Origin of the sequence: Scrofimicrobium canadense, from assembly GCF_009696615.1 — a bacterium.
In the GTDB taxonomy this organism is placed as follows: Bacteria; Actinomycetota; Actinomycetes; order Actinomycetales; family Actinomycetaceae; genus Scrofimicrobium; species Scrofimicrobium canadense.
In genome coordinates this window covers 134,966-160,983 of the sequence record NZ_VULO01000003.1, presented here as the reverse complement: position 1 = coordinate 160,983, position 26,018 = coordinate 134,966, and the positions used below count along the sequence as shown (strand labels likewise).

The 26,018-nt window shown below is 54.7% G+C and carries 28 protein-coding genes; all 28 read left to right on the top strand.

Features of this window, described 5'->3' with window-relative positions:
* Window positions 1–47: 47 nt before the first annotated feature.
* The 28 genes from FYJ24_RS03460 (at window position 48) to rplX (ending at window position 26,017) form a co-directional block, all read left to right on the top strand.
* Window positions 48–617, top strand: a complete 570-nt coding sequence (locus tag FYJ24_RS03460) for a sigma-70 family RNA polymerase sigma factor (RefSeq protein ID WP_318656497.1) — start codon at window positions 48–50, stop codon at window positions 615–617.
* A complete protein-coding gene (locus FYJ24_RS03455; protein WP_154543618.1) occupies window positions 607–786 on the top strand; it encodes a hypothetical protein in 180 nt (59 codons plus the stop codon). Before FYJ24_RS03460 ends, FYJ24_RS03455 begins: the two co-directional genes overlap by 11 nt.
* Window positions 787–868: 82 nt before the next feature.
* Window positions 869–943: a 50S ribosomal protein bL37 gene (locus FYJ24_RS13510; RefSeq protein ID WP_404814691.1), complete on the top strand. Its 75-nt coding sequence runs from the start codon at window positions 869–871 to the stop codon at window positions 941–943.
* Between the two features lie 402 nt (window positions 944–1,345).
* Window positions 1,346–1,720 carry a 30S ribosomal protein S12 gene (gene rpsL / locus FYJ24_RS03450; RefSeq protein WP_318656496.1) on the top strand — a complete coding sequence of 125 codons (375 nt, stop codon included), beginning with the start codon at window positions 1,346–1,348 and terminating at the stop codon, window positions 1,718–1,720.
* Window positions 1,720–2,190: a 30S ribosomal protein S7 gene (rpsG, locus tag FYJ24_RS03445; RefSeq protein ID WP_154543616.1), complete on the top strand. Its 471-nt coding sequence runs from the start codon at window positions 1,720–1,722 to the stop codon at window positions 2,188–2,190. Before rpsL ends, rpsG begins: the two co-directional genes overlap by 1 nt.
* Before the next feature lie 22 nt (window positions 2,191–2,212).
* Entirely contained in the window at window positions 2,213–4,333 is a 2,121-nt protein-coding gene (gene fusA, locus FYJ24_RS03440) for an elongation factor G (RefSeq protein ID WP_318656495.1), read from the top strand.
* A gap of 150 nt (window positions 4,334–4,483) precedes the next feature.
* Entirely contained in the window at window positions 4,484–5,674 is a 1,191-nt protein-coding gene (tuf, locus tag FYJ24_RS03435) for an elongation factor Tu (RefSeq protein ID WP_318656494.1), read from the top strand.
* A gap of 238 nt (window positions 5,675–5,912) precedes the next feature.
* Complete coding sequence (locus FYJ24_RS03430; protein WP_206192473.1) at window positions 5,913–7,016, top strand: serine/threonine-protein kinase; 1,104 nt, start codon at window positions 5,913–5,915, stop codon at window positions 7,014–7,016.
* A gap of 17 nt (window positions 7,017–7,033) precedes the next feature.
* Window positions 7,034–12,817: an Ig-like domain-containing protein gene (locus tag FYJ24_RS03425; protein WP_206192472.1), complete on the top strand. Its 5,784-nt coding sequence runs from the start codon at window positions 7,034–7,036 to the stop codon at window positions 12,815–12,817.
* Between the two features lie 23 nt (window positions 12,818–12,840).
* Complete coding sequence (locus FYJ24_RS03420) at window positions 12,841–13,809, top strand: AAA family ATPase (protein WP_154543612.1); 969 nt, start codon at window positions 12,841–12,843, stop codon at window positions 13,807–13,809.
* Window positions 13,806–15,170: a DUF58 domain-containing protein gene (locus tag FYJ24_RS03415; RefSeq protein ID WP_154543610.1), complete on the top strand. Its 1,365-nt coding sequence runs from the start codon at window positions 13,806–13,808 to the stop codon at window positions 15,168–15,170. The genes FYJ24_RS03420 and FYJ24_RS03415 overlap by 4 nt, the downstream gene beginning before the upstream one ends.
* Window positions 15,167–17,593: a DUF3488 domain-containing protein gene (locus tag FYJ24_RS03410; protein ID WP_154543608.1), complete on the top strand. Its 2,427-nt coding sequence runs from the start codon at window positions 15,167–15,169 to the stop codon at window positions 17,591–17,593. Before FYJ24_RS03415 ends, FYJ24_RS03410 begins: the two co-directional genes overlap by 4 nt.
* A 176-nt stretch (window positions 17,594–17,769) precedes the next feature.
* A complete protein-coding gene (locus FYJ24_RS03405) occupies window positions 17,770–18,366 on the top strand; it encodes an FHA domain-containing protein (RefSeq protein ID WP_206192471.1) in 597 nt (198 codons plus the stop codon).
* A 3-nt stretch (window positions 18,367–18,369) separates the two neighbouring features.
* Window positions 18,370–19,152 (top strand): PP2C family protein-serine/threonine phosphatase, encoded by a 783-nt coding sequence (locus FYJ24_RS03400; protein WP_154543604.1) that lies wholly within the window; start codon window positions 18,370–18,372, stop codon window positions 19,150–19,152.
* Between the two features lie 2 nt (window positions 19,153–19,154).
* Window positions 19,155–19,652 (top strand): hypothetical protein, encoded by a 498-nt coding sequence (locus FYJ24_RS03395; protein ID WP_154543602.1) that lies wholly within the window; start codon window positions 19,155–19,157, stop codon window positions 19,650–19,652.
* Between the two features lie 277 nt (window positions 19,653–19,929).
* Window positions 19,930–20,238 carry a 30S ribosomal protein S10 gene (gene rpsJ, locus FYJ24_RS03390; RefSeq protein WP_154543600.1) on the top strand — a complete coding sequence of 103 codons (309 nt, stop codon included), beginning with the start codon at window positions 19,930–19,932 and terminating at the stop codon, window positions 20,236–20,238.
* A gap of 11 nt (window positions 20,239–20,249) precedes the next feature.
* Window positions 20,250–20,903, top strand: a complete 654-nt coding sequence (gene rplC, locus FYJ24_RS03385) for a 50S ribosomal protein L3 (protein ID WP_154543598.1) — start codon at window positions 20,250–20,252, stop codon at window positions 20,901–20,903.
* Window positions 20,900–21,586, top strand: coding sequence for a 50S ribosomal protein L4 (rplD, locus tag FYJ24_RS03380; protein ID WP_318656493.1), 687 nt, complete (start codon window positions 20,900–20,902; stop codon window positions 21,584–21,586). The genes rplC and rplD overlap by 4 nt, the downstream gene beginning before the upstream one ends.
* On the top strand, window positions 21,583–21,885 hold the full coding sequence (rplW, locus tag FYJ24_RS03375; RefSeq protein WP_318656492.1) for a 50S ribosomal protein L23: 303 nt from the start codon (window positions 21,583–21,585) through the stop codon (window positions 21,883–21,885). Before rplD ends, rplW begins: the two co-directional genes overlap by 4 nt.
* Window positions 21,886–21,902: 17 nt before the next feature.
* Window positions 21,903–22,739, top strand: coding sequence for a 50S ribosomal protein L2 (gene rplB, locus FYJ24_RS03370; protein WP_154543596.1), 837 nt, complete (start codon window positions 21,903–21,905; stop codon window positions 22,737–22,739).
* Window positions 22,740–22,751: 12 nt separating this feature from the next.
* The gene (rpsS, locus tag FYJ24_RS03365) at window positions 22,752–23,033 is read left to right on the top strand and encodes a 30S ribosomal protein S19 (protein ID WP_154543594.1); all 282 of its coding nucleotides are present in this window, start codon (window positions 22,752–22,754) and stop codon (window positions 23,031–23,033) included.
* A gap of 21 nt (window positions 23,034–23,054) precedes the next feature.
* Window positions 23,055–23,411: a 50S ribosomal protein L22 gene (gene rplV, locus FYJ24_RS03360; RefSeq protein WP_154543592.1), complete on the top strand. Its 357-nt coding sequence runs from the start codon at window positions 23,055–23,057 to the stop codon at window positions 23,409–23,411.
* A gap of 10 nt (window positions 23,412–23,421) precedes the next feature.
* Window positions 23,422–24,231 (top strand): 30S ribosomal protein S3, encoded by an 810-nt coding sequence (gene rpsC / locus FYJ24_RS03355; RefSeq protein WP_154543590.1) that lies wholly within the window; start codon window positions 23,422–23,424, stop codon window positions 24,229–24,231.
* 5 nt (window positions 24,232–24,236) lie between these two features.
* Window positions 24,237–24,656 carry a 50S ribosomal protein L16 gene (gene rplP / locus FYJ24_RS03350; protein ID WP_154543588.1) on the top strand — a complete coding sequence of 140 codons (420 nt, stop codon included), beginning with the start codon at window positions 24,237–24,239 and terminating at the stop codon, window positions 24,654–24,656.
* Window positions 24,656–24,889, top strand: coding sequence for a 50S ribosomal protein L29 (rpmC, locus tag FYJ24_RS03345; protein ID WP_154543586.1), 234 nt, complete (start codon window positions 24,656–24,658; stop codon window positions 24,887–24,889). The genes rplP and rpmC overlap by 1 nt, the downstream gene beginning before the upstream one ends.
* A 2-nt stretch (window positions 24,890–24,891) precedes the next feature.
* Window positions 24,892–25,167 carry a 30S ribosomal protein S17 gene (gene rpsQ / locus FYJ24_RS03340; protein WP_318656491.1) on the top strand — a complete coding sequence of 92 codons (276 nt, stop codon included), beginning with the start codon at window positions 24,892–24,894 and terminating at the stop codon, window positions 25,165–25,167.
* Between the two features lie 62 nt (window positions 25,168–25,229).
* Window positions 25,230–25,598: a 50S ribosomal protein L14 gene (gene rplN / locus FYJ24_RS03335; RefSeq protein ID WP_154543584.1), complete on the top strand. Its 369-nt coding sequence runs from the start codon at window positions 25,230–25,232 to the stop codon at window positions 25,596–25,598.
* Window positions 25,598–26,017 (top strand): 50S ribosomal protein L24, encoded by a 420-nt coding sequence (gene rplX / locus FYJ24_RS03330; protein WP_154543582.1) that lies wholly within the window; start codon window positions 25,598–25,600, stop codon window positions 26,015–26,017. Before rplN ends, rplX begins: the two co-directional genes overlap by 1 nt.
* Window position 26,018 lies beyond the last annotated feature (1 nt).

The following is a 26,018-nucleotide window of genomic DNA, read 5'->3' as shown; positions in this document are numbered from 1 at the left end:
AATGATCGCGTGAAACGGCTGATATTTCCAGACGGTAGAGTGAAGACGTGGTGAATAAGGCAAGAGATGCTATCGAACGCGAAGAGCTCTTCGCATCCGAAGCCTTGCCATTGCTTGATCAAATGTATGCAGGTGCTATGCGGTTAGCACGTAATCGGGAGGACGCTGAAGACCTTGTCCAGGACCTCTATCTCACCGCATATGACAAGTTTGACGGTTATCAACCCGGTACGAATATTCGTGCATGGATGTTTCGGATTTTGACGAATCTCTATATTTCCCGATACCGAAAAATGCAACGCGAGCCAAAGCTGGCTGACTCAGAGAATGTCGAGGAATGGCATATGGTGCAAGCCGCCCGTCGGGAGGGGCGCCCAATGCCGGGTGAAGATTTCTTTGAAACGCTACCTGACGAGACGATCCGCGAAGCATTTCAAAAGCTGCCTGAAAACTATCGCTTGGCTCTTTATCTAGTTGACGTGCAGGGATTCACCCATAAGGAGACCGCCCAAATGTTGGACATTCCGGCAGGTACGGTCATGAGTCGTGTGCACCGGGGAAGAAAAATGCTTCGCAATGCGTTAGATACATATGAGGAGGTATCTGATGGCAGCTGAGTCTGATCCAGCTGATTTAGAGCGTTTGGCATATAAACTGCGCTGTTGCATGGATCATAGTGAGCCTTGTGCTCCGCGGGAACTGAGAGTGAAGATAATGGTGTCTATTCGCAGGAGAACCCTCCATTGGATTGATGAGGATGAGGCAGAAGCACGCGATACTCAATAGTGGGGGTCGTCTCCTTTCTTGGGCCCAAAGGCAAAGATGTGCAAAAATGGCAGGGCTAAAAACTCTGTAGATGGAGAAACCCATGAGCAAGCGTGGACGCAAGCGTCGCAATCGCCGTAAGAACGCGGCCAATCACGGCAAACGCCCCAATACCTGAGGGGCTGGGGTCTTCCGGTAGGAAGGCCCCTTTTTTATTCCCACCTCTGTTCCGCATCCTGGGCGATCTGGCATGCACCTGGGCGGTATACGGCTCCGTGTACGGTTTTATGACCCCGTACGCGGGAAATTTCCAGCCCGCACGTGGAGATCACGTGTGCAACCACACACCCAGCGCATTGACCCTCAGGAACCGCGCAGATTAGGCTAATACCCGGTACTCGACACGTCGAGACCTTCTCGCCGACTTTCAGAGTCGGTTGCGGGCTCCTTTCCGTGGAGCTCCGGGCGTCATCCTCCTGCTTGAGGAATCTCAAGTTCAGTCATGGCGATCCGGCCCCAGCGGATGGACTATGCCCGCGGGGGACCGAAGTGCCGGATAGCTGTCAACAAAGGAGAATAAGTGCCTACTATTCAGCAGTTGGTGCGCAAGGGGCGTAAGACTAAGCCCCATAAGACGAACACCCCTGCGCTCAAGGGTTCCCCTCAGCGCCGCGGTGTGTGCACCCGCGTCTACACCACTACCCCAAAGAAGCCGAACTCGGCATTGCGGAAAGTTGCGCGTGTGCGTCTCTCTTCCGGTATTGAAGTCACTGCATACATTCCCGGTGAGGGCCACAACCTTCAGGAGCACTCGATGGTGCTGGTCCGCGGAGGCCGTGTGAAAGACCTTCCTGGTGTTCGTTACCGCATCGTGCGCGGTTCCTTGGATACCCAGGGTGTCCGTGATCGCAAGCAGGCTCGTTCCCGCTACGGCGCGAAGAAGGAGAAGAACTAATGCCTCGTAAAGGTCCCGCTCCTCGTCGCCCCCTCGTTGACGATCCGGTATACGGCTCAAAGATTGTCTCGCAGCTCGTGAACCGCGTGCTGCTTGACGGCAAAAAGTCTTTGGCTGAGCGCATCGTTTACGGCGCGTTGACTATTGTTGGCGAAAAGACAGAGCAAGAGCCAGTTGTCGTTCTCAAACGTGCACTGGACAACATTCGCCCTAGCCTTGAGGTTCGTTCACGTCGCGTAGGCGGTGCAACGTACCAGGTTCCAGTTGAGGTTCGCCCTTCCCGCGCAACCACACTGGCCCTTCGCTGGCTCACCGATTATGCGCGTCAGCGTCGCGAAAAGACCATGACAGAGCGTCTTGCCAATGAAATCATGGACGCAGCTAACGGCCTTGGTGCCGCTGTGAAGCGTCGTGAAGACATGCACAAGATGGCTGAGTCGAACCGTGCGTTCGCGCACTACCGCTGGTAGTAGAGAGTAAGGAAAACCACTCGTGGCACAAGAAGTGTTGACTGACCTGAACAAGGTCCGCAACATCGGCATCATGGCCCACATTGATGCTGGTAAGACCACCGTGACTGAGCGCATCCTGTTCTACACGGGTATCAACTACAAGATTGGTGAGACCCACGACGGTGCCTCAACCACTGACTGGATGGAACAGGAAAAGGAACGCGGCATCACCATCACGTCTGCCGCTGTGACCTCTTTCTGGAAGGGCTATCAGATCAACGTGATCGATACGCCCGGACACGTGGACTTCACCGTCGAGGTGGAGCGCGCTTTGCGCGTTCTTGACGGTGCTGTCGCAGTCTTTGACGGTAAAGAGGGCGTAGAACCACAGTCTGAGACTGTATGGCGCCAAGCGGATAAGTACAATGTCCCCCGCATTTGTTTCATCAACAAGATGGATAAGCTGGGTGCAGACTTCTACTTCTCGGTTCAGACCATTATTGATCGTCTGTCTGCAACACCGATCGTCATGGAGCTTCCGATCGGGGCCGAGCAAGATTTCTCTGGTGTTGTTGACCTCGTCAAGATGAAGGCTTTGCGTTTCCCGGCTGAAGTTGACGGCGAGAAGACTCTTGGCTCTGTTGTTGTTGAGGAAGAGATTCCTGCTGAACTCCAAGAGAAGGCCGAAGAATACCGTGAAAAGCTCATGGAGGCCGCAGCCGAGGGTATCGATGATCTGATGGAGGCTTACTTAGAAAATGGTGAGCTTACCAATGAACAGATCAAAGCCGGTATTCGTGAACTGACCATTACCGGTCAGGCATACCCGGTGTTCTGTGGTACTGCTCTGAAGAACATGGGAGTTCAGCCCGTGTTGGATGGTGTCGTCGACTATCTTCCATCCCCTCTCGACATCGGTTCAATAGATGGCTTCAAGCCAGGTAAAGAGGAAGACGGCAACACGGAAAAGCGTGAGCCCAGCGAGGACGAGCCTTTCGCAGCGCTAGCCTTCAAGATCGCGGCTCACCCCTTCTATGGCAAACTCACCTTCATTCGTGTCTACTCAGGCCGGCTTGAAGCTGGTTCACAGTGCTTGAATGCAACTAAAGGTAAGAAAGAGCGCGTCGGTAAGATCTTCCAGATGCACTCGAACAAAGAGAACCCTGTTGACGAGGCGCATGCGGGCCACATTTATGCCGTGATTGGTCTGAAGGACACAACAACCGGAGATACGCTATGCGCGATCAATGCACCTATCGTGTTGGAGTCGATGACCTTCCCGACGCCCGTTATTCACGTGGCTATTGAGCCGAAGTCGAAGGCCGATCAGGAGAAGCTAGGAACGGCTATCCAAAAACTGGCTGAAGAGGACCCAACCTTCTCTGTCGAACTTGACCAGGAAACTGGCCAGACGGTTATTGGTGGTATGGGTGAGCTTCACCTAGACATTCTGGTTGATCGCATGAAGCGCGAGTTCAAGGTTGAGGCAAATGTTGGTAAGCCCATGGTTGCCTACCGTGAAACCATTCGTAAGCCTGTAGAAAAGCACGAATACACTCACAAGAAGCAGACCGGTGGCTCTGGACAGTTCGCCCGTGTCATCATCGCTCTTGAGCCGATGGAAGCAAACGCCGAAATTGACTACGAGTTCGAGGACAAGGTTACTGGTGGCCGCGTCCCGCGTGAATACATTCCTTCGGTTGACCACGGAATCAAGGACGCCATGAATACTGGTGTCTTGGCCGGATATCCCGTTGTGGGTGTGAAGGCAACACTGCTTGATGGTGCGTATCATGACGTTGACTCGTCTGAAATGGCCTTCAAGATCGCCGGTACTATGGCATTCCGTGAGGCCTCAAAGAAGGCCAAGCCGGTATTGCTTGAGCCGGTCATGGATGTCGAGGTGCGTACCCCTGAAGAGTATATGGGTGACGTCATCGGCGACCTCAACTCTCGTCGTGGTGCCATCCAGAGTATGGATGAGCAGCACGGAGTGCGTGTGGTCCGCGCACTGGTGCCGCTGTCAGAAATGTTTGGATACGTTGGTGACTTGCGTTCAAAGACGCAGGGGCGTGCTGTGTATTCAATGCAGTTCGACAGCTATGCCGAAGTTCCAAAAGCCGTGGCTGAGGAAGTTATCGGAAAAGCTCGGGGCGAGTAGTCCCACGGGGGGAGTGGTCGCAATTTTATGATTTCGGCCACTCACCTCACACACTGTAAGAAAACCCTGTAGGAACTCTGCCCCGGCCGGTGATAAAGTAGCACCGAGCCAAAGGCTGAGAATAACTACCCGAGTCCAGGAGGACGACAAGTGGCGAAGGCCAAATTCGAGCGCAGCAAGCCTCACGTAAATATCGGTACCATTGGTCACGTTGACCACGGTAAGACCACTCTTACCGCAGCTATTACCAAGGTTCTGGCGGACAAGTACCCAGAACTGAATGAGTTCACCCCCTTTGATCAGGTGGACAACGCTCCTGAAGAGCGCGACCGCGGCATCACCATCAACGTGTCTCACGTTGAATATCAGACAGATGCTCGTCACTACGCGCACGTTGACGCCCCAGGCCACGCCGACTATGTGAAGAACATGATCACCGGTGCGGCTCAGATGGACGGCGCTATCCTCGTGGTTGCCGCCACCGACGGCCCCATGGCCCAGACCCGCGAGCACGTTCTGCTCGCCCGCCAGGTTGGTGTGCCAACCCTGCTGGTTGCCCTGAACAAGTCGGACATGGTTGACGACGAAGAAATGCTGGAACTGGTTGAGGAAGAGGTCCGTGACCTCCTCAACGAGCAGGGATTTGACGGAGACAACGCTCCTGTCATCCAGGTTTCAGCTCTCAAGGCTCTTGAGGGCGACGAGAAGTGGGCTGGCAAGGTTGCAGAGCTTATGGAAGCTGTTGACACCTTCATCCCCACGCCTGAGCGTGACATGGACAAGCCATTCTTGATGCCTGTTGAGGACGTCTTCACCATCACCGGTCGTGGAACGGTCGTTACCGGCCGTGTTGAGCGTGGCAAGCTGCCCATCAACGCCGAAGTGGAAATCCTCGGCCTGCGTCCCGCACAGAAGACCACCGTCACCGGCATCGAAATGTTCCACAAGAGCATGGACGAAGCATGGGCAGGCGAGAACTGTGGTCTCTTGCTGCGCGGCATCAAGCGCACAGACGTTGAGCGTGGCCAGGTCGTTGCGATCCCAGGATCCATCGAGCCCCACACCACATTCAAGGCTCAGGTCTACATCCTCAAGAAGGACGAAGGCGGCCGCGAGAAGCCATTCTTCTCAAACTACCGTCCTCAGTTCTACTTCCGTACCACCGATGTCACCGGCATCATTCAGCTGCCCGAAGGCACTGACATGGTTATGCCTGGCGACACCACCGAAATTGAGGTTGAGCTGATTCAGCCAATCGCAATGGAGGTTGGCCTCGGCTTCGCTATCCGTGAGGGTGGCCGTACCGTTGGTTCCGGTAAGGTAACCGAAATTATCAAGTAGTAACTCTGTTTTTTTACTGATAGAGGCCCGGCAGCCGTTAAGGCGCCGGGCCTCTATTGTGTTTTCTGCTTTACGCATTACAGAGTCATAAATCTACACCAAATGCAATATTTACCACGGTGTTGGCTTTTATGACTCTGTAATGTGCAAAGGGTGGACTTCAAGCCGGTAATATCGAATACTGGAATGAAAACTCTACGTATTACACGCTGGTAGCAATCGAAAGGACCGTGGCAACGTGACGGACCGACTACCTGGAAGTCCACCGGTGATTCCCGGTTTCCATTTCATCCGTCCCCTCGGGGCTGGAGGTTTCTCCGATGTATTTCTTTTTGAACAGGACCGCCCCCAACGCCAGGTTGCAGTTAAAGTGTTGCTTCACCGAAACATGGACGCGGAAGTCCTTCAGATGTTCAATACGGAAGCGGATACGCTAGCACTCTTGTCGGCACACCCAGCAATTCTTACCATCTATCAGGCGGGCATATCAGCCGACGGGCGACCATATTTGGTAACCGAATACTGCCCTTCGTCCTACGCAAGACGCTACAGAGAAGAATATATTCCAGTTCCTGAGGTACTGGCCTTGGGTGTGCGTCTTGGAAGTGCAGTGGAATCATCACATCGTTCAGGGGTGATCCACAGGGACATCAAACCCTCTAATCTGCTGGTCAACGAAATAGGTGCATTGGTTCTCTCAGATTTTGGAATCGCAGCGGTAGTGGGGAATACCGATGCTGAGGTGGAAGCAATGTCCGTTCCATGGTCAGCTCCGGAAGTAATCGACGGAAAGGTCATGGGGACCGTCGCCTCGGACATATGGAGCCTCGGTGCAACGATCTACGGTCTTTTGGCTGGGAGAAGTCCTTTTGAAGAAGTACGCGGACAGAATTCGTCTGACCGATTGAAAGCGCGTATTTCAAAAGCACGATACACGCCGATCGAAAGAACAGATATTCCTCCGCAGCTGGAAGAATGCCTGAGCCGGGCTATGGCCAAAGATCCGTCAAAGCGATACCCCAGTGCAGCGGCATTTGCTGAGGATCTGCAGCGCATACAAATGTCAATGAATCTGCCACTTTCGCCTCTTGAATATGCGTCGGCACCGCCGTTGCGTGTAGATCCCTCAGCCTTACGAACAGATCGTGGAGAGATTCAGTCAACGGTACCTATGCAATCCCAAAGGCGCAGAATCCAGCCACGTGACTACTCTGCTTCGGGGAAAGCAAAGGATAGTTCTAACGGAATTAGACGCAGAACGGTTGTGTGGATAGTTGTCGGTGCTGTCGCCGCGACTGTAGCCGTTATGGGCATTCTCGTTGTCTTCTTGGGGGGAATGTGATGGCAGAGGCTAATGGAGTGCCAAGACGCAGAGCAATTCCGATTGGCATTGCCATTGTGGTGACTGTCGTACTCTTTGTTGCAGGTGCCATTGCGTGGCCTGGCTACGATGCTGCGAAGACGCCGCCACAGGAAATATCAGTATGGGCCCTTCAGAGTACAGTCGGGAAAAGGTATGCCCGGGTTAACACGGTTCTGGGCGAACTGGACACAGTTCGTTCTGTTGAAGCGGCTGTAGGGGTTGAGCAATCGGGAGCACATGCGCTTCTCTTCACAGAAGGACACCAGAGATTTGCGGACCTCAATGTAGCTGACCCTCCAGATTTGACCGGCGATGAAATAGAAGAGCTGCAAACGGCTCCAGCAGATACCAGTATTGTGGTGTCTAACCGGGATTACTTAGCCTTTCTTACCGGGAGCGGCAAAGTATTTGTGAGCCCGTTCGATCAACCTGAAACGACTGTTGCCGTTGACCCATATATTGATGACGAACAAAAGGGCGAGGGGGCACAGCAAACTTTCAAAGCAGATGCTATCGCCTTGTCTGCTGATGACAATATCGTGGCGGCCTATTCTGCTACGGAGCATCGAGTAGTCTTTGCTGATGCGGCGACCGGGAAGATCCGTGACGAACAGTCATGGGATATTGGCGAAGCAGAACAGCTAAATCTCACGTTTGTTGGTGATGAGGTTGTTCTCTTCGACGGGGCTTCTGGGAATCTTTGGTTCCAAGGCGATGGTACGCCAGTCGTGACCGGCGCCGAAGGAGAGGCCAAGCTGCAAGAGTCGGGTCCGTCGTCGAATCCTCTTATCGCTGATTCGATGGGATTACTTGAAGTATCTCCCGAAGCCAGCTCTCGGATTGTCGAGGTGCCTGGTCCCTATGAGCCAGCTGCCCCGGTTGCCACAGGGGGCGAGATGATGGCGGCTTGGCTGGGTGGGGCTGAAGGATTACTGTGGTCCACGAGTGGGGGAGAAGTCCCTCTGTCGTATGGGGGAGGTGAATCCCAAGTTCACCAGCCACGAATCGCCTCGAATGGGGCGCGAGCAATTGTCAATGACATTGCCTCGGGATGGGTGTGGCTAGCACCTAGCGGTGACCTTGTAGAGTCTTCTCAGCAGTGGGACATTGACGAGGAGATTGTTCAGCAAGTCCATGAAGCCACGACGGAAAGGGTTACAGACCCTAAGCCTCCTATTGCAGTTCCCGATGCTTTCGGTGTGAGGGCAGGCCGCGACACGATGCTGCCGGTGCTTCTCAACGATCACGACCCCAACGAAGACATTCTTTCGATTGTCCCAGGGTCGCTTCAAGGACTACCAGAAGAATTTGGAAAGGTAAGTGTCGGCGCTGACAATCAGACAATCGTTGTCTCTGTATCCCCAGAGGCTTCTGGCTCTGCAACCTTCACCTACCAAGTGACAGATGGAACGTCACCGGATGGACTCGTGTCAAACGCTGCCATCGTGACATTGACGGTTGCACCTGAAGAACAGAGTGCACCCCCGCAATGGTGCGCGGTTGAGGGGTGTCTGGCTGAGTGGCCCACGCCCACAGTTGCTCCAGGCCACACTGTCACGACGCAGGTTCTTCCCGGCTGGGTGGATCCCGAAGGAGACCCCATCTTTGTCTCGCAGGCGACGCTATCTGGCGAAGGAACGGTTGTCGCTAATCCCGATGGGACTATTACTTACCAACATCCTGACCCCAATGCGACTGAACCCATCACCGTACCAATCGAGATTGAAGTTACGGACACGACCGGACAAGCTGCTACGAAGACTCTCAATATCCAGGTGACTCCCACCCCACAATTAGAGGTATTGCCGGTCGTGGCCATGGGAGTAGTTGGGCAGACACTCACGGTCTCCATGGAAGACCACACGAGTGGCGCGCTGGGAAAGGCTACTGTCAAAGCTGCGGCCGCTACTGCCGGGGATTCAGTAGATGTCAAGGCTAATGGCGACGATATGAGTTTCTCTATCACCGCAAATAAGCCCGGGTCGTACCCAGTGCAACTTACCGTAGCTGACTCGATGGGAGAAGTCAGTGCTGCAGCGCGCGTCATAATTACCGAAGCAAAAGATGCCCAGGTTGCCGCGATCCCTCTCACAATCTTTATACGCCCCAACGAGGACGTCACGGTTGATGTGATGCCAACAGTGACGAACCCAGAAGACCTTGTGCTCATGGTGGATCAGCTCAATTTCGAGCCAGCCCCCGAAGCGGAACTATCTGCATCCGTCGTAGGGCAACGCAATCTTCACGCTTCAGGAAGAACATCGCATGGGGGGCCCGGCCTCTTGGGAACCGGCACATACCAGGTCTCCGATGGGTCAGGCGACCCGCTTCGCAGTGCAACTGGACAGGTCACTTTTGTTCTTCTTGACGAGGCGCCGGCCCAAGCTCCCATTACCAACGACGATTGGATTACGGTTCCTGTAGGCACCCAAGTCGATATCACGGTGTTAGACAACGATATTGCCCCTGTTGGGTCACAAATGACAATCGACCCGGCCAGCGTGGTCAACGAACAACAGGCTGGTCTTGCTTTTGCTTCGGGAAGGCTTGTCAGATACTTGGCTCCTGAGGAAGCGGGGGAATACTCGATTTCCTACTCGGCGGCCCGTCTTGGATACCCAGAACTCACCTCTACTTCCCGGGTACATGTCACCGTCATTGATGAGCAAACCGATACGGTTCCCCGGCCTAAACCACTGCGAGGCCGAGTGCTGCAAGGCAGTGCGGTTCGTATCGAATTCGACCGGTTCAAAGCTGACCAAAACGGTTCGATTGTTGAACTTTCGCAGATCACCAAACAGCCAGAAAAGGGAGATGCAGTAGTCTCACCGGAAGGCGATGCGATCATTTACACCGCACGTCCAGGCGTGAGCGGTCAGGACGTATTTGAATATCAGGTTCGCGATAGCCGCGGCGAGGTTGGAGTCGCGCCAGTTCGGGTGGGAATATTGGACGCGCAGGCAGACCCGCGACCGATTACTTTCTCTGACTACCTCCAAGTCCAACAGGGTACCGATTCGGAAGCTGTTGTGTACCCCGCTGCCACGGATATCGATCCTGCTGGCGGACCGCTTGCACTGGTCAGTGTCGTGCCTAATGCGCTTGACGGGTCGCGCGAATATCAACAGCTCAAAGATCGATTGGTTAACGTCGACGAAAAGAGCGGTGAAGTCCGCATCAAAGCTGGCGGAGAGCTGGGCACCACCTCGTACATATATACGGTCAGTAATCAACACGGCGATACATCAATGGGACTCATTGTCATCAAAGTAGTTCGAGGCAAGGTCCCAGATGCTCCCATTGTTCAAGACACAACTCTGACAGCCGAATCCTTAGAACGGTTACCGCGCGGCATTGATGTGGTCAAAGACAAGGTGGTATGGAATACCGGCGACGTATCTGACCTGAGCATGTCCTTGTGGAAAGACGAATCTGACTTCAAGGCCTCAGGGTGGTCAATCTCTGGAACCGTTCCACAACAGTGGAAAATCGTTCCTTTCAGAGTCGAAGGAACGACCTTCACTGGCGAGGCTGCATCATCATATGGTTTTTTGCGCATTCCAGGGGTGCATGACGTCCACTTGTCATTTAGGGCAGGATTCTCCCAAGCCGAGGTGAATGAAGGAGAATCCGTTTCACTGAACTTGAATAAGGCCATAGCGCATCCCCGGGATGAGTCTCTTGATATCAACGCAACCGAAGTACGCGCGTCAGGGATACGCGGCGAAGCATCGTGCTCGGTCTCCGGTTCCACATTGACATATGCGGCGGGTAAAGGAGCCCCGTGGAAAGACACCTGTACGATTCCGGTGAAAGTATCCAGTCAAGAGTATTACACCTACCTCACTCTCAGTCTCAAAATTATTCCTAACGAGCCACAACCCGTGCTCCGCAATGCTTCTTTTGAGGTATCTCCAGGGCAAGAGGCGACCTACGACCTACGACAAATGGTCCAGTGGGAGGGGGAGCCGCGCTGGGAGGGACTTACTTTTGCTGTCGAAACACACGGTGAACTATTTGAAGTCCAACACCAAGGATCACAACTCACTATCACTGGCAACGATAATGCCCGGCAGGGCAATGCTGAGACCGTGACCGTGACTGTACCTTCACATCCTCAAACGGCTCCAGGTAAGCTGAATCTCACTGTTGGTCCCGCGCCCACAACCCTTCCTAAAGGCGCAACGGTAACCCAGCAGTGCATCGCCGGAGAGCCGTGTACGGTCCCTGTGATTGGGGTGGCCGGTGAAGTTAATCCGTTGCCAGGAACACCACTGACTTTGCAGTCTGTGGGAGAGGCCTCTGGTTGCGACGCCACGCCTGAAGCTGCGGGTTCCTCGATCACCTTAGTGTCGACGCGTGAGACTCCGGGCGGTACCTGCACTATCCCCTTCTCGGTTGCCGATGCGCAAGGACGCACAGGCAACGGCACAGTTGTTGTTGACCTGCAAGGATATCCGAAGGCGCCCGCATCAGTTGAGTGGGCTGGCTACTCTGAAAACTCGGTAACTCTACGACCGGTTGCCCAGGGGGAGTCTTACCCTGCGGTCACCGGCTACGTTGTCAGTGGGCATGGAGCACCGGTGACATGTGCTGTGGGAGAGCTCTGTCTGATTGAGGGGCTCGAACTAGGGGCGGAAACTGAATTCACCGTGCATTCAGTCAACTCCATTGGACAATCCAGCACCGCCGCAACGGTCCGTGCGTGGGCATACCGGGCTCCAAAAAAGCCAGCGTCAGGTGGGTGGGAGCCGGTGGTCAATGGAAATGAAGGTGGCAGAGCCAAGATCACCCTTGTCAATGTGGATTCGACGACTGATCGTTTTGTGGTTAACGGCCGGGAGTATCCTGCAAGTAAGCCGACGACGACTCTTGACGTGGAGGTCAGTAACGATACGGCCACGACGTTCACAATCGTTCCAGTGTCGTCGCTGAAAGTTCCGACCATTGCCGGTGGCAGTGCGGAAGGTGAGAGTCTGACAGTTTCGGGAGTACACGGCATTGGTGCACCGATTCCTGTGGCAGGCACTCCGCAAGTACAGAAAACTGACAAAGGCATAATAGTGTCTGTTGAGGTTTTAGCAAATGGGGCGATTGGTGATTATGCGAAGACCCAGGTTGGTGTGGTATTCGGTGTGGGAGAATGCGTGGCTGACACTGACGGACTGACACTAGAAAGTAAGTTGACCGCAAAGCCCGGAGAAAACATCACTGTTAGGGCTTGCGCGAGGAATGGGGAATACGGAACGTGGCAATCAGAACTGGTGCAAGTGCCCATTGGCGTTCAAGCCCCAGCAAGTGGCGGAACCTATCGCATCAACAAGACTCCTGTCACTAGTGGCGGCAATCAGTGGGTGTGGAATTCAGTCTCGATTGTTGATCCGCCCACCGGAGTCACCTCGGACAACTACACGTTTGACTACCGCTCAGGTGATAGGAGAGTATCCGCTGGTGAGATTGGTTCACTCTTTACCTTTGGAGTTACGCCAGCGATAGTAGCGTATGCCTCAAGGGAAGACGTATGGTCTGAATCGGGGACCCCTGTGGGGGCGGCTGCCGATTCTCTTCCTTACACAGCTAAGGTTGTTTTCCCCGATGCTGGCAGTGCGTGTCCGGCCTCTGATCAGCAGAGTAGCTTCAGCAAGTCTGTTGCCGACAACAGTCCCGGGGCCGGACTTAAAGACTGGGACTTCAGCCAAGAAGGCAAAGTCACCGTGTCTACCTCATGGGGCCACATTATCGAGTGGTCCTGCACCGCCACGGACCCAGACATTCCCTAAAACACCTGATATAAGGAGAACTCATGAACGCAGTGACGCCAGAACAGGCAGCCTGGTTTCAGGACGTTTTTTCACGTCTAACCAGCAACGTGGAACAGGTGATCTTTGGGAAGAAACATGCCGTCGAACTTGCGTTTGCAACAATGCTTTCTGAGGGGCATCTTCTTCTTGAGGACGTTCCTGGGACAGGGAAAACATCACTGGCCCGCGCCATGGGGGAATCCATAGACGGTACGTCGCAGCGCATTCAGTTCACCCCCGACCTACTTCCAGGCGACGTCACAGGCATCACTGTCTACGACCAAAAAAACCGCGAGTTTGAATTCCACCCAGGACCAGTATTCGCCAACGTAGTCTTAGCTGACGAAATCAACCGTGCCAGCCCCAAGACACAGTCAGCTCTTCTCGAGGTGATGGAAGAAGGACAGGTGACTGTTGACGGGATCAGTCGCAAAGTGGGTGATCCATTCATGGTTATCGCCACTCAAAACCCCGTAGAACAGGCAGGAACCTATCGTCTCCCCGAAGCCCAACTTGACCGTTTCCTCCTCAAGACTTCTCTGGGATACCCTGATGCGGCATCGACGTTGAGTATTTTGCAGGGTGCTGGGGCCGCCAAACGTGCTGTTGCGGCAATCATTGCCCCGCAGAGAGTCATCGAGATGGTCGATATTGCCAACGGTGTTCACGCAGACCCAGCGGTATTGGACTATATTTCTCGCTTAGTTGAGGCAACCCGCACTGCCACGCAGGTCAGGCTAGGATCCTCTGTGCGAGGCGCCATCGGACTGACCCGCATGGCAAAGACTTGGGCCTGTGCGCACGGTCGCGGTTTTGTCACTCCAGACGATGTGAAGACTCTAGCCGTCCCTGTTTTAGCGCACAGACTCATTCTTGAACCGGAGGCAGAATTTGAAGGTGTGACGGCTGAAGCAATAGTGGGGCAAATACTCCTCGATGTTGTTCCCCCCACAGCGGGAGCACTCGCTTGACTTCTACTTCACCACGCCCAAGAGACCGCACCGGTACCACGCGCGGGACTGCCACCGGGAGGACTAGAACCCCTGGTGGCGCGCGGGAAAAGCGGCGCGCTGAGCGGCGTGCAGGAATGGGACGGGCTTGGCTGCACTCGAAGAAGAGTTTGCTCCTGGCGTGGAAAGCGGTCCGTGAAACGGTCTCGCCTGCAGGATGGCTGGTCATATTCCTTGCCGTTGCGGGATTGTCTTGCGGTATGACTTTTGGGTGGGCGGAGCTCATTGCCGCTGGAGCGGCGTCAAGTGTTCTGTTACTACTCTCCCTTCCGTTCCTCGTCGGACACAAAGGCTACGACGTGAGTCTGATAGTAGAAAAAGACCGCGTCACTGTGGGGCAGGATCTGCCAGCAACCGTGCGAGTTACTAATATAAGGCGAAGCCCGGCACTGCCAGGTACCATCGAACTTCCCGTTGGTGCCGGGATGGTAGAACTGCCTATTCCTTTCCTCAGTTCCAAAGCAGTTACCGATAGAAAAATCGATATCTCGACTTCTCGACGTGGCATCATAGATGTTGGACCTCCCCACGTCTCCACCGGCGATCCACTCGGTCTTTTGCGACGTGAGCGAACGTGGCCTGACAAACATCGTGTGTACATTCACCCGCTGACGACGGTGTTGCCACACAGTGCAAGCGGATACGTGCGAGACTTGGAGGGCAGTCCAAGTGCGAAGTTAATCAACGATGACTTAGCTTTTCATGCCATTCGTGAATACGCAGTAGGTGACTCTCGGCGCCAAATCCACTGGAAATCGACAGCAAAAACCGGGCAACTCATGGTTCGCCAATTCGAAGAGACACGGCGTTCCGAGATGTTGGTGGTCCTTGATGTGCAAGAAGGCGGCTATCAAGATAATGAAGAATTTGAGCTGGCTGTCAGTGTCGCCGCCTCGCTGGGCTTACGGGGTCTTCGAGACGGACGAAACCTCAGCATCGCAATGGGACAAGAAGCCCCGCCGTTCGCATCAGAAGAAGTACGCGGCCTGGTGCATTTGAGTACCCTTACCCCCTTGTCTATGCTTGATGGCTTCTCAGGAGTGAAATGTCTCCAAAGGGTTGCCTCTTTTCCGTATGTTGTCGCGCAAGCCGCTGAAAATGCGGATTCTGTATCGATCGCACTTCTAGTCGTCGGCTCAGCAGTGACAACGGGTGAGATTCGCAATGCTGCTCTATCTATGCCCGTAGGAATCCCCATACTGACGGTTATCTGTGATCTCAGTGCTGAACCGACAGTGCGTAGGCTCGGAGATCTGAACGTGATGACAGTGGGATTGCTTGAAGACCTACGTCATTTGATGAGCAGAGGGGCGTTGGAATGAAACTCTTCCTCACTCCCAGTTTGTGGGCTGACATGTTACTCAATGCCCTTCTTGCTGTTGCAGCGGCGTCAGCGTGGCCGATATTCGAAACGCCATGGTACCTACTTGTTGCCGTTACCGCTATCGTCGCTGGAAACGTGGTGGCAGGAGTATCCCTTGCCAGGAAGTGGCAGTGGTGGCACACCTTGCTGGTCGCTTGCGGGACATACGTTGCTCTGGGCTTACTCGTGGCAAGTCCATCATTGTATTCACAGCCATCGCGGATCGGTGCAGCTCTTATGGGCATCGTGATTGCTCCCGTGACCGGCTGGAAAAACATCCTCACCCTTGACATGCCACTTGGCACCTACCAAGAAATACTGGCCCTTCCCTTCTTCTTATTGTTTACCACTACTCTTATAACATTTCTTTTCGCCTGGAGGCTACGCAGGTGGTGGGGTTGGGCTGCCGTCCCAGCGTGGGTTTTCATTGTGGAATCTGCTTTATTGGGAACTAGGAACGAATGGTTTCCTTTTCAGATTCCCTATTCTGCTCAACTGATTACGGGAGTAGTCGCCACGGCGCTGACGGTGGGATGGGCAGTGTGGCGCCTAGCAGCAATACGAAAGAACTCACTTCGCTCGGCTACAACCAGGTCGGGCGCTAGTGTGGTGCAACGCGGACAAGCCGGTAAAGGACTTCGACGTGTCAGCGGGGTGGTGATTGTTGCCCTATCTGTTGTGATAGCAGCACTGGTCACACCAATGATGGCTCACAGTGGCCGCACAACATTACGTGAAGGTACCGACCCTGAGCTGTTTGCTGAACAACAGTTGAGCCCATTAGTTAGCTACAGGCAATTTTTTGATGACGAGCACTATAGCCAGCCATTGTTCTTAGTCGATGGGGCAGGTGAGAGGGTTCGCCTCGCCATTTTGGACCATTACGATGGAAAAACTGCGACGTTGTTGTCCGCCAGCCCTGCAGACAGCAGCACATTTGTGAGGGTTCCTTCGTTCCTCCCTACGTCCAATCCAAGCGAAGAAACTACTTTTGAAATTCGCGACTATACAGGAGCGTGGGTTCCCCTTGTTGGTGAGCTCGAATCGATCACATTCACCGGAGCCAATGCGCAAAGCCTCAATGATGGATTCTTTTACAGTCGATCCAACGCCACTGGGCTACAGACTGCAGATGGCGGTCTGTCTGAGGGGGATCGCTACCGCATCAAGAGTGCGCCGTACACAGTAGCGCAGTCAGAAGTGACATCATTTCGCCCATCTAATGACCACCAGTGGGCCGCACACGACCAGGTGCCATCATCGGTGGCGCAGTGGGTCGCAGCCCAGGATCTGGGTTCAGATGGCGCATCGTTAGTAGAGCTCATTTCCCGGCTGCGTTCACGCGGATACCTCAGTCACTCCTTGGATGTGAATAGTGAGGAACCGCCAGTATGGGCAGCTGACCTTGGAGAAGTGATACCGATTCCTTCTCGCCCAGGACATTCTGCGGGGCGGGTGGGAACGATGTTCTCAGAGATGCTACAGCGCCAGCTTTCGCTGCCAGCCAATACGGACCCCGCGATGCTTGTCGCTACGACTGGTGATGACGAACAGTTTGCCGTAGCCGCAGCCCTTATTGCCGACCATTTAGGATACGACGTCAGAGTAGTGGTCGGCGCAGTCTTGAGCCGCGAACATGAAGACCGATTCACGATCCCCCCTTGTGAAGACGGAACCTGCTTTGGACGGAATATATCTGCTTGGATTGAAGTGCGCGATGCGGCGACAGGTGCTTGGGCCCCACTTGATGTGACACCGCAGTGGGAAATGGCACCACTGCCAGAACCACAACAGGGAGCAGATCCAGAAAACTACACGCCTGTTCAGCCAAAACAGGTTGAGTCTATTCCGCCTCCTGCAGGATACCCGCAAGACACAGAAGCACTGGACGCTTCAAACACATCCCCGGAATTATCCGACCAGGCATCAGCGAGGATTTGGAGAAACATCGGTATTGGTGCGCTGATCCTGTTGTTGCTGGTATTACCCGTTATTGCAATTCTTGGTGCGAAAGCACTTCGCCGTTCATCGCGATACCGCAACACTGATCCCAGAAAACGCGTCGTTGCAGGATGGGAACAGTTTGTTGATGAAGCTATCGACTTCGGTCTGCCTGGACCTGGTGTGAGCACGCGAAGCGAACTGGCTATGCTCTATGATCCATATGATGAAAAGGCCTCATACCTGGCCAACGGGGCTGATTTTGCCGCCTTTTCATCGGACCCCATTAGTGAAGCAGATGCCAAGCATTATTGGGACGTGGTCGCTTCAGCCCGAGCCACTTTGGCTGGCCATGAGGCAGCCAAGAAGCAGTGGCGGGCTAAACTGTCTCTAAGATCATTTAAGAAGAAAAACCGACAGGAAAAGGGAATGACTAGCTGATGGCATCCAAAAAGAATGAGTCACCGTCGATGCCGCATTCGACAGGACATAACCTGCCCCCCGTACCTCCGCCTCCTCCCGGATGGAAGCCGATCCGTCCGCTGCCCACTGCTCCGACAGCACAAGTCCCAGAGCCCCCAACGCCCACAGGTCCTCCCGTAGAGCAGCCTCCCGCCGTGAGTCGGTCAAACGACTTGTCGGCCGCAGATGTGGTGTCTCAGGTTCCGACCCCTCTTGATCCGTTGACTCCGTTAGCAACGCCTCGTCGAAGCGTGGCGCCAGCACCCGGGAGATCAGATTTGCCGGTTCCGCAGACTCCCCAAGAATCCTACCGTCCGCCTTCGGCACCGGTGGCGCAGCCAGTTGAGGTGCCCGCAGCGCCAGTAAAACGCAGGGTCCAGGTGGATGATGAGCCAGAAGAAAAGACGGTTCTAGCGGTTCGTCGTCGTCAGCCGGTTTCCATCGTGCTTCCAGATGGAAGTCGAATCCCACTCAAAGCAGATACTGTAATTATCGGTCGAAAGCTGGATCCTTCAGCCTGGGAAACGGATGTTCAACTCATTAACGTCAAAGACGCTACTCGCACAGTCTCAAAAACCCATGCGCGCCTCTCACGTGAGACAGAGGGGTGGATCATTGAGGACTTGGATTCGACAAATGGGATCTTTTTAGTAGCTGATGATGGTTCAGAGGCCGAACTCGATGGAGGCGGCCGCTTGAGTGGGACCTTCATTCTGGGCGACCTCGAATTCTCCCTAGAGACAACGGCGTAACCAATGACTGGGCCCCTCGAGTCATTCGACATACAGGCTGCGGGTGCCACAAACCGTGGCCCCTATCGCGATCTCAATGAGGATTCACTGTTGGCAGAGTTTCCGGTGTATCTCGTTGCCGACGGGATGGGTGGTCACAGCGCGGGGGAACGCGCAAGTCAGGCTGTTGTTGATGAGTTTGCCTCGCTTATTGGGCGCACAGATATTTCTGCAGGCTCGGTCCGCGAGTGCATAGCTACCGCCCAGCGTTCCGTGACCGATATAGGCGGTGGAGCCGGCTCGACACTCAGCGGTGTGGTGGCGGTACAGGAATCACAGGGTCGGTGGACGTGGATAGTGATGAATCTGGGCGATTCACGCGTGTATCGCTGTGTAGGCGGGAGAATTCAGGCTCTCAGTCAAGATCACTCTGAAGTCGCCGAATTACTGCGCGCAGGGATCCTCGACAGTGAACAGGCCCGACACCATCCGCATAAGAACGTCATCACCAAGGCCGTAGGGGATGGAGAGAGCGACGCAGACTATTGGATTACGCCGATTGTCCCTGGAGATACGGTGTTGATCTGCTCTGACGGTCTCCACGGCGTGCTTGATGAAGGGACGCTGTACAGATGGCTGGCTTCTGACTCTTCCGCCGATACTATTGCTGCAGGGCTAGTCAACGAGGCGATCGCAGAAGGGTCGAGGGATAATGTCACTGCTGTTGTGATCCGGGTTGATGGGAGATCTGCTGGTGGGGCTAGCTCATCGTTGCCTGGGATCATGCCAATTGAGTGGAGGAAGTAACAGTGCCCGCTGAGTTGGACGATGACACTGCACCTTCAGTACGTAAAACTGAAGTAGACGATCGGACAGAGCTTTCTACGCGAAAAGTGGGCTTCGACCAAACGCAAATTTCCTTCCGTAACGAGGCCGATAGCACGCAACTATCAGCACGGAGGCTTGACCAGACGGTGCTTGCGCAACGCCAGAAGTCGGTGAAGGCACCCCAACAGCCACTTCCTATGAAGCCAACTTCGCGCCATGAAGCAGGTACGTCAGTAGTGCTGTCGTCGCATAGACTGGCTTACGATCCCGTACTTCAAGGCGTATCTACGCCCACATATTCTGTTCGAGGGGAACCGGTGCCTTCTCCGGTTACCCATGCGGCACCGTCCGTGTCGCCACCAAGTATTCAGCGGCCGAAACAGTCGACAAGGTCTCATGGCTTAGTATGGTGGACCCTATTCATGGGGGTAATTGCGATCGGCGCAGTATGTGCCCTTGTTTGGCTGCTTCTTAACTAGCGCTATATGCGGTATGGACAAGCAAGGTAAGGCGTTTCACACCGAATCGCAGAGGTCTAGCTTGCGTGTATGCCTTGAAAAGTGCCAAGATAGTGGAGTTGCCCCGCAGCAGTGGGGTTTCTTCAGGTTTTCCTGAAGAATAGAGCACAATGCTCAAGATCTTTTGACAAGACAACGGTTCCCGAGGGAAATCCGAGGCTCATATGTGTGTCGCAAAATGCGACACGCCCGAGTGCGGGAACCGGTGACGAATCTGTATGAGAAGAGGTTAGGCGCCATGGCGGGACAGAAAATCCGCATCCGGCTGAAGTCCTACGACCACGCGGTGATTGACGACTCTGCGAAGAAAATCGTAGAGAAAGTACAGGCAGCTGGCGCAACAGTCGTGGGTCCAGTACCCCTACCGACCGAAAAGAACGTATTCGTGGTTATTCGGTCGCCCCACAAATACAAGGACAGCCGCGAGCAGTTTGAGATGCGTACACATAAGCGTCTCATCGACATCATTGATCCCACGCCCAAGGCCGTCGATTCGCTCATGCGTCTTGACCTACCCGCCGACGTGAACATCGAGATTAAGCTCTGAGGACATCTGCAATGACTACGAACACCAAAACGGCTAAAGCGCTGCTTGGCCGCAAGCTGGGCATGACCCAGGTTTGGGATGAGAACGGACGGCTGGTGCCTCTTACCGTCGTGCAGGTAGGCACGAACGTTGTAACGCAGGTCCGCGTTCCCGACGTTGACGGCTATGCAGCCGTACAGGTTGGTTTTGAAGACATCGACCCGCGCCGCGTCACCAAACCACTTGCTGGCCACTTTGAGAAGGCTGGCGTCTCCCCGAAGCGTCATGTAGCGGAGTTCCGCACTGCTGACGCTGATTCATATGAACTAGGCCAGGAACTGGCAGCTGACACATTTGATGTTGGACAACTGGTTGACGTATCTGGCAACACTAAAGGTAAAGGCTTTGCAGGCGTTATGAAGCGCCATGGCTTTGCTGGCGGTCCTGCTAGCCACGGTGCACATAAAATTCACCGTAAGCCAGGATCCATCGGTGCCTGTGCTACCCCTGGACGTATCTTCAAGGGGCAGCGTATGGCCGGACGCATGGGTAATACTAAGACCACTGTTCAGAACCTCAAGGTACAAGGTATCGACGCAGACCGTGGTCTATTGCTCATCAAAGGGGCTATCCCCGGACCTAAGAATGCGGTCGTCATGGTTCGCACTGCGGTGAAGGGAGCGTGACTGTGAGTACCGTTGAACTTCAAGATCGTACCGTCAAGGTAAAGAACGCAAAAGGAAATAACACTCGTTCTGAGGTTGCTCTTCCTGGCGAACACTTTGACCGTCCACTGAATATTCCATTGATCCACCAGGTGGTCGTGGCCCAGCAGGCTGCTGCCCGTCAAGGCACACACGCGACGAAGACTCGTGGAATGGTCTCTGGTAGTGGCAAGAAGCCTTTCCGTCAAAAGGGAACAGGTAATGCCCGCCAAGGATCTATTCGCGCACCACACTTCACTGGTGGTGGAGTTGTCCATGGTCCGCAACCACGTGATTACTCACAGCGGACACCTAAGAAGATGAAGGCTGGCGCTTTGCGTTCGGCCCTATCAGACCGCGCCCGTAATGATCGTGTTCACGTTGTAAATGAACTGGTTTCAGGCAAGACACCTTCAACGAAGGCCGCCAAGGCAGCTCTTCAAGCGCTTGTTGGTGACCGGCTTGCTTTGGTGGTTCTCACTCGTGACGAAATGGTTACAGCGCTGTCGCTGCAGAATCTGCAGCAGGCACAGGTTATCTGGGCAGATCAGCTCAATACCTACGATGTCATGGTAAATGACGACGTCATCTTCTCTGTCGATGCGCTCGCCGCGTTCCTAGGAACCGAGGCGCAGGACGAGGCGGAAACTGAGGAGCAGCTGTGAGTCTAGAGTTTTCGAAGAACCCACGCGATATCATCATCGCTCCCGTAGTTACTGAGAAGTCTTCGGGACTGATGGACGAGGGAAAGTACACCTTTGAGGTTGACCCTCGTGCCAACAAAACAGAGATCAAAATTGCGATCGAAGAGATCTTTGGTGTGAAGGTAGCTAAGGTTGCCACGCAAAATCGCCAAGGTAAGGTCTATCGTACGCGTGATGGCATTGGTAAGCGCAAAAACTGGAAGCGCGCCATTGTCACCTTGCGTTCGGGCTCGATCGACGTGTTCGGCGAAGCGCGCTAGGTCGGGAAGAGGAACTAATGGGAATTCGCAAGTACAAGCCCACGACTCCGGGTCGACGTAACTCTAGCGTTTCTGATTTCGCTGAGATCACACGCTCGACTCCTGAAAAGTCGTTGGTCAAGCCACTGTCGAAGTCGGGCGGTCGCAACTCATATGGGCGTGTCACCACGCGTCACCGCGGTGGTGGACACAAACGCGCATATCGTCTCATCGACTTCAAACGCAATGATAAAGATGGCATACCAGCAGTCGTCGCAGAGATCGAATACGATCCGAACCGCACGGCGAATATCGCATTGCTGAAGTACGCCGATGGCGAGAAGCGCTACATCATTGCTCCAGAAAACATCAAGCAGGGCGACCGGATTGAAAACGGTCCTAAAGCTGACATCAAACCAGGTAACTGCTTGCCTCTTCGTAACATCCCACTGGGTACTGTTATCCACGCGGTTGAACTCAAGGCCGGGCATGGCGCTCAGCTGGCTCGGTCTGCGGGAGCTTCGGTCCAGCTTGTTGCTAAAGAGGGCCGTTTCGCTCAGTTGAGGTTACCCTCGGGTGAAATCCGCAACGTTGACATCAACTGCCGTGCATCGATCGGTTCAGTCGGCAATGCTGAGCAGGGAAATATCCGCTGGGGTAAAGCTGGCCGTATGCGCTGGAAGGGCCGCCGTCCGATTGTCCGTGGTGTTGCCATGAACCCGGTTGACCACCCACACGGTGGTGGTGAAGGCCGTACTTCTGGTGGTCGTCACCCAGTTAGCCCTTGGGGCAAGCCTGAGGGACGCACTCGCAAGCAGAATAAGCCTAGCGATAAGTACATTGTTCGCCGTCGCCGCACTGGCAAGAAGCGTTGATAAGGAGCTCACATGCCACGTAGTTTGAAGAAGGGCCCCTTCGTCGACCCGCACTTGCAAAAGAAGGTTGACGAACAGAATGAGAAGGGGACGAAGACTGTCATTAAGACCTGGTCCCGTCGTTCCATGATCACTCCTGATTTCTTGGGCCACACATTTGCCGTTCATGATGGCCGTAAGCACGTTCCCGTGTTTATTACGGAATCGATGGTTGGCCACAAGCTAGGAGAGTTCGCACCTACGCGCACCTTCCGTAGCCACGATAAAGACGACCGCAAGGGGCGGCGCCGCTAGGCGCCCCGGAAAGGCTGAGAGATGAAAGCCAAGGCGCAAGCGCGCTTTGTCCGCGTCACACCCCAGAAGGCCCGTCGCGTCGTTAATGCGGTGCGAGGCAAGTCGGTTTTGGATGCAGCGGACATTTTGACATTCGCTCCCCAAGCAGTTGCTAATGACGTTCGCAAAGTACTTATGAGTGCTGTTGCAAATGCCAAGCAGGTTGCTGAAGCAACGGGGGAGAAGTTCAACGAGGGCGATCTTCAGATCGTAGAAATCTACGTTGATGAGGGACCAACGATGAAGCGGTTCCGTCCCCGAGCACAGGGAAGGGCTGGCCGCATTCTTAAGCGCACCAGTCATATCACTGTGATCGTTGGCACCGAGGACGAAAGGTAGGGAGTCAATAATGGGACAAAAAGTAAATCCCACAGGTTTCCGCCTGGGAATCACCACAGAACACCGTTCGAAGTGGTTTGCGGATTCCACCACCAAGGGCCAGCGGTATAGAGATTTTGTCGCTGAGGATGTAGCCATTCGCAAGCTGCTTTCGGATGGTCTTGAGCGCGCCGGTATTTCCAAGGTGAAAATTGAGCGCACCCGTGATCGTGTGAAAGTTGACCTGTATACGGCTCGTCCAGGTATCGTCATTGGACGTCGTGGAGCTGAGGCCGACAGGCTACGCCAAGACTTGGAGAAGCTCACTGGCAAGCAGGTTCAGCTCAATATTCTCGAGGTGAAGAACCCTGAGATCGACGCGCAGCTTGTTGCACAGGGAATTGCTGAGCAGCTAGCGGCTCGCGTGTCATTCCGTCGTGCGATGCGCAAGGCTATGCAGTCCGCGCAGCGCGCTGGCGCAAAGGGTATCCGAGTACAGTGCTCTGGCCGTTTAGGCGGAGCCGAAATGTCTCGTTCAGAGTTCTATCGCGAGGGCCGCGTGCCATTGCAGACTCTGCGCGCGAACATTGACTACGGTTTGCACGAAGCCCACACCACTTTCGGACGTATCGGTGTGAAGGTGTGGATCTACAAGGGCGATATGACCGAGCAAGAGTTTGCTGCCCAGCAGGCGAAGGCAGGAGACCGCGGCGGAAACCGTCGTGGCGATCGCCGCGGTGGGCGCGGACGCTCAGGTGCAGGCCGCCAACAGCAGCAAGCATCTGCAACAACTGATAATGCGGCAGCTCCTGTTGCTGCCAAGACCGGATCGGAGGCCTGAGTCTAATGCTCATTCCCCGTCGCGTGAAATACCGCAAACAGCACCGCCCAAAGCGCGGTGGTATGGCTAAGGGTGGCACGGAACTGGCCTTCGGCGACTACGGTATTCAAGCGCTTGGCCCTGCCTACCTGACAAACCGCCAGATCGAGGCAGCTCGTATCGCCATGACCCGCCATATCAAACGTGGCGGTAAGGTGTGGATCACGGTATTCCCGGATCGGCCACTCACGAAGAAACCAGCCGAAACCCGTATGGGTAAAGGTAAAGGTGCCCCAGAATGGTGGGTGGCACCAGTCAAGCCTGGACGCATTCTTTTTGAACTGGGTGGTGTCCCAGAACAACTGGCCCGCGAGGCAATGGAACGCGCCATGCACAAGCTTCCAATGAAGACCCGTTTCGTGGTCCGTGAAGGCGGTGAAAACTGATGGCAAACAAGGGTTTGACGACAATAGAGCTTGATGCCATGGATGACGCCGAGCTGCGTAAGGAGCTTGAGCGTGCAAAAGCAGAGCTTTTCAATCTGCGTTTTGCTCAGGCAACAGGCTCATTGGAAGATAGCGGCGCCATGAAGTCTGTACGCCGCACAATTGCCCGAATCTACACGGTTGCGCGGGAGCGGGAGCTTGGCATCCGCACTGCGCCTTCTACTGAGGAGTGACAGTGACTGAGAGCACTACCACGACCGAGCGCAACCATCGTAAGGTGCGCCGCGGTTATGTGACCAGCGACAAGATGGACAAAACCGTCACCGTCGTGCTGGAAGACAGAGCAAAACACCCGCTGTACGGCAAGGTGGTTCGCAAGTCGAAGAAGGTCAAGGCTCACGACCAGGACAACACCTGTCGTGAAGGCGATTTGGTTCTTCTCATGGAGACACGCCCGCTCTCGCGCACAAAGCGCTGGCGCGTGGTGGAAATCCTCGAAAAGGCCAAGTAGGAAATCCGTTCGGCTAGGCTCAGCACCGCTGAGAACCGGCACGACGACAGGAGTTTATAAAGATGATCCAGCAGGAGTCACGACTGAAGATCGCTGACAACACGGGTGCTAAGGAAATCCTTTGCATTCGCGTTCTTGGCGGCGGAAGTCGCAGATACGCGGGTATTGGTGACACAATCGTCGCCACCGTGAAAGACGCGATCCCGGGCGGCAACGTCAAAAAGGGTGAAGTCGTCAAGGCCGTCGTGGTGCGCACCAAGAAAGCTGCGCGTCGTGCCGATGGCTCATACATCAAATTCGACGAGAACGCCGCCGTGATTCTGAAGAACGACGGTGAGCCCCGCGGTACCCGTATTTTTGGGCCGGTAGGGCGCGAGCTGCGCGATAAGAAGTTTATGCGCATTGTGTCTCTGGCACCGGAGGTGATCTGATGGCTGCCAAAATCCGTAAAGGTGACTTGGTGGAAGTGGTGCGGGGACGCACCAGTGACGAAAAGAAGCTGAAAGAGCGCAATGCCCGTCGCGAGGCGGAAGGCCTGGAACCATTGGCTCCAGGAGATAAAGGCAAGCAAGGGCGTGTCATCAAAGTCTTTCCAGCTGAACAAAAAGTGTTGGTCGAGGGTGTTAACCTCAAGACTCGGCACGTGAAGCAGGGTGCTCGTCAGCAGGCTGGCGGTATCAGTACCGTTGAGGCCCCTATTTCTGTTGCGAAGGTTGCGCTTGTCGATCCTGATACAAAGAAGCCGGTTCGCGTAGGCTTCAAAGAAGAACAGGTTGAGCGTAACGGGCGTTCGAAGACAATTCGCACTCGCGTGATTCGCAGCGGTGAGAATGCTGGGAAGGAAGTGTGAG

Bases quoted from the DNA above. Each gene is read 5' to 3' on its own strand.
- FYJ24_RS03455 (WP_154543618.1), top strand. From the start codon at position 607: ATGGCAGCTGAGTCTGATCCAGCTGATTTAGAGCGTTTGGCATATAAA.
- rpsG (WP_154543616.1), top strand. From the start codon at position 1,720: ATGCCTCGTAAAGGTCCCGCTCCTCGTCGCCCCCTCGTTGACGATCCG.
- FYJ24_RS03420 (WP_154543612.1), top strand. From the start codon at position 12,841: ATGAACGCAGTGACGCCAGAACAGGCAGCCTGGTTTCAGGACGTTTTT.
- FYJ24_RS03410 (WP_154543608.1), top strand. From the start codon at position 15,167: ATGAAACTCTTCCTCACTCCCAGTTTGTGGGCTGACATGTTACTCAAT.
- FYJ24_RS03400 (WP_154543604.1), top strand. From the start codon at position 18,370: ATGACTGGGCCCCTCGAGTCATTCGACATACAGGCTGCGGGTGCCACA.
- rpsJ (WP_154543600.1), top strand. From the start codon at position 19,930: ATGGCGGGACAGAAAATCCGCATCCGGCTGAAGTCCTACGACCACGCG.
- rplC (WP_154543598.1), top strand. From the start codon at position 20,250: ATGACTACGAACACCAAAACGGCTAAAGCGCTGCTTGGCCGCAAGCTG.
- rplB (WP_154543596.1), top strand. From the start codon at position 21,903: ATGGGAATTCGCAAGTACAAGCCCACGACTCCGGGTCGACGTAACTCT.
- rpsS (WP_154543594.1), top strand. From the start codon at position 22,752: ATGCCACGTAGTTTGAAGAAGGGCCCCTTCGTCGACCCGCACTTGCAA.
- rplV (WP_154543592.1), top strand. From the start codon at position 23,055: ATGAAAGCCAAGGCGCAAGCGCGCTTTGTCCGCGTCACACCCCAGAAG.
- rpsC (WP_154543590.1), top strand. From the start codon at position 23,422: ATGGGACAAAAAGTAAATCCCACAGGTTTCCGCCTGGGAATCACCACA.
- rplP (WP_154543588.1), top strand. From the start codon at position 24,237: ATGCTCATTCCCCGTCGCGTGAAATACCGCAAACAGCACCGCCCAAAG.
- rpmC (WP_154543586.1), top strand. From the start codon at position 24,656: ATGGCAAACAAGGGTTTGACGACAATAGAGCTTGATGCCATGGATGAC.
- rplN (WP_154543584.1), top strand. From the start codon at position 25,230: ATGATCCAGCAGGAGTCACGACTGAAGATCGCTGACAACACGGGTGCT.
- rplX (WP_154543582.1), top strand. From the start codon at position 25,598: ATGGCTGCCAAAATCCGTAAAGGTGACTTGGTGGAAGTGGTGCGGGGA.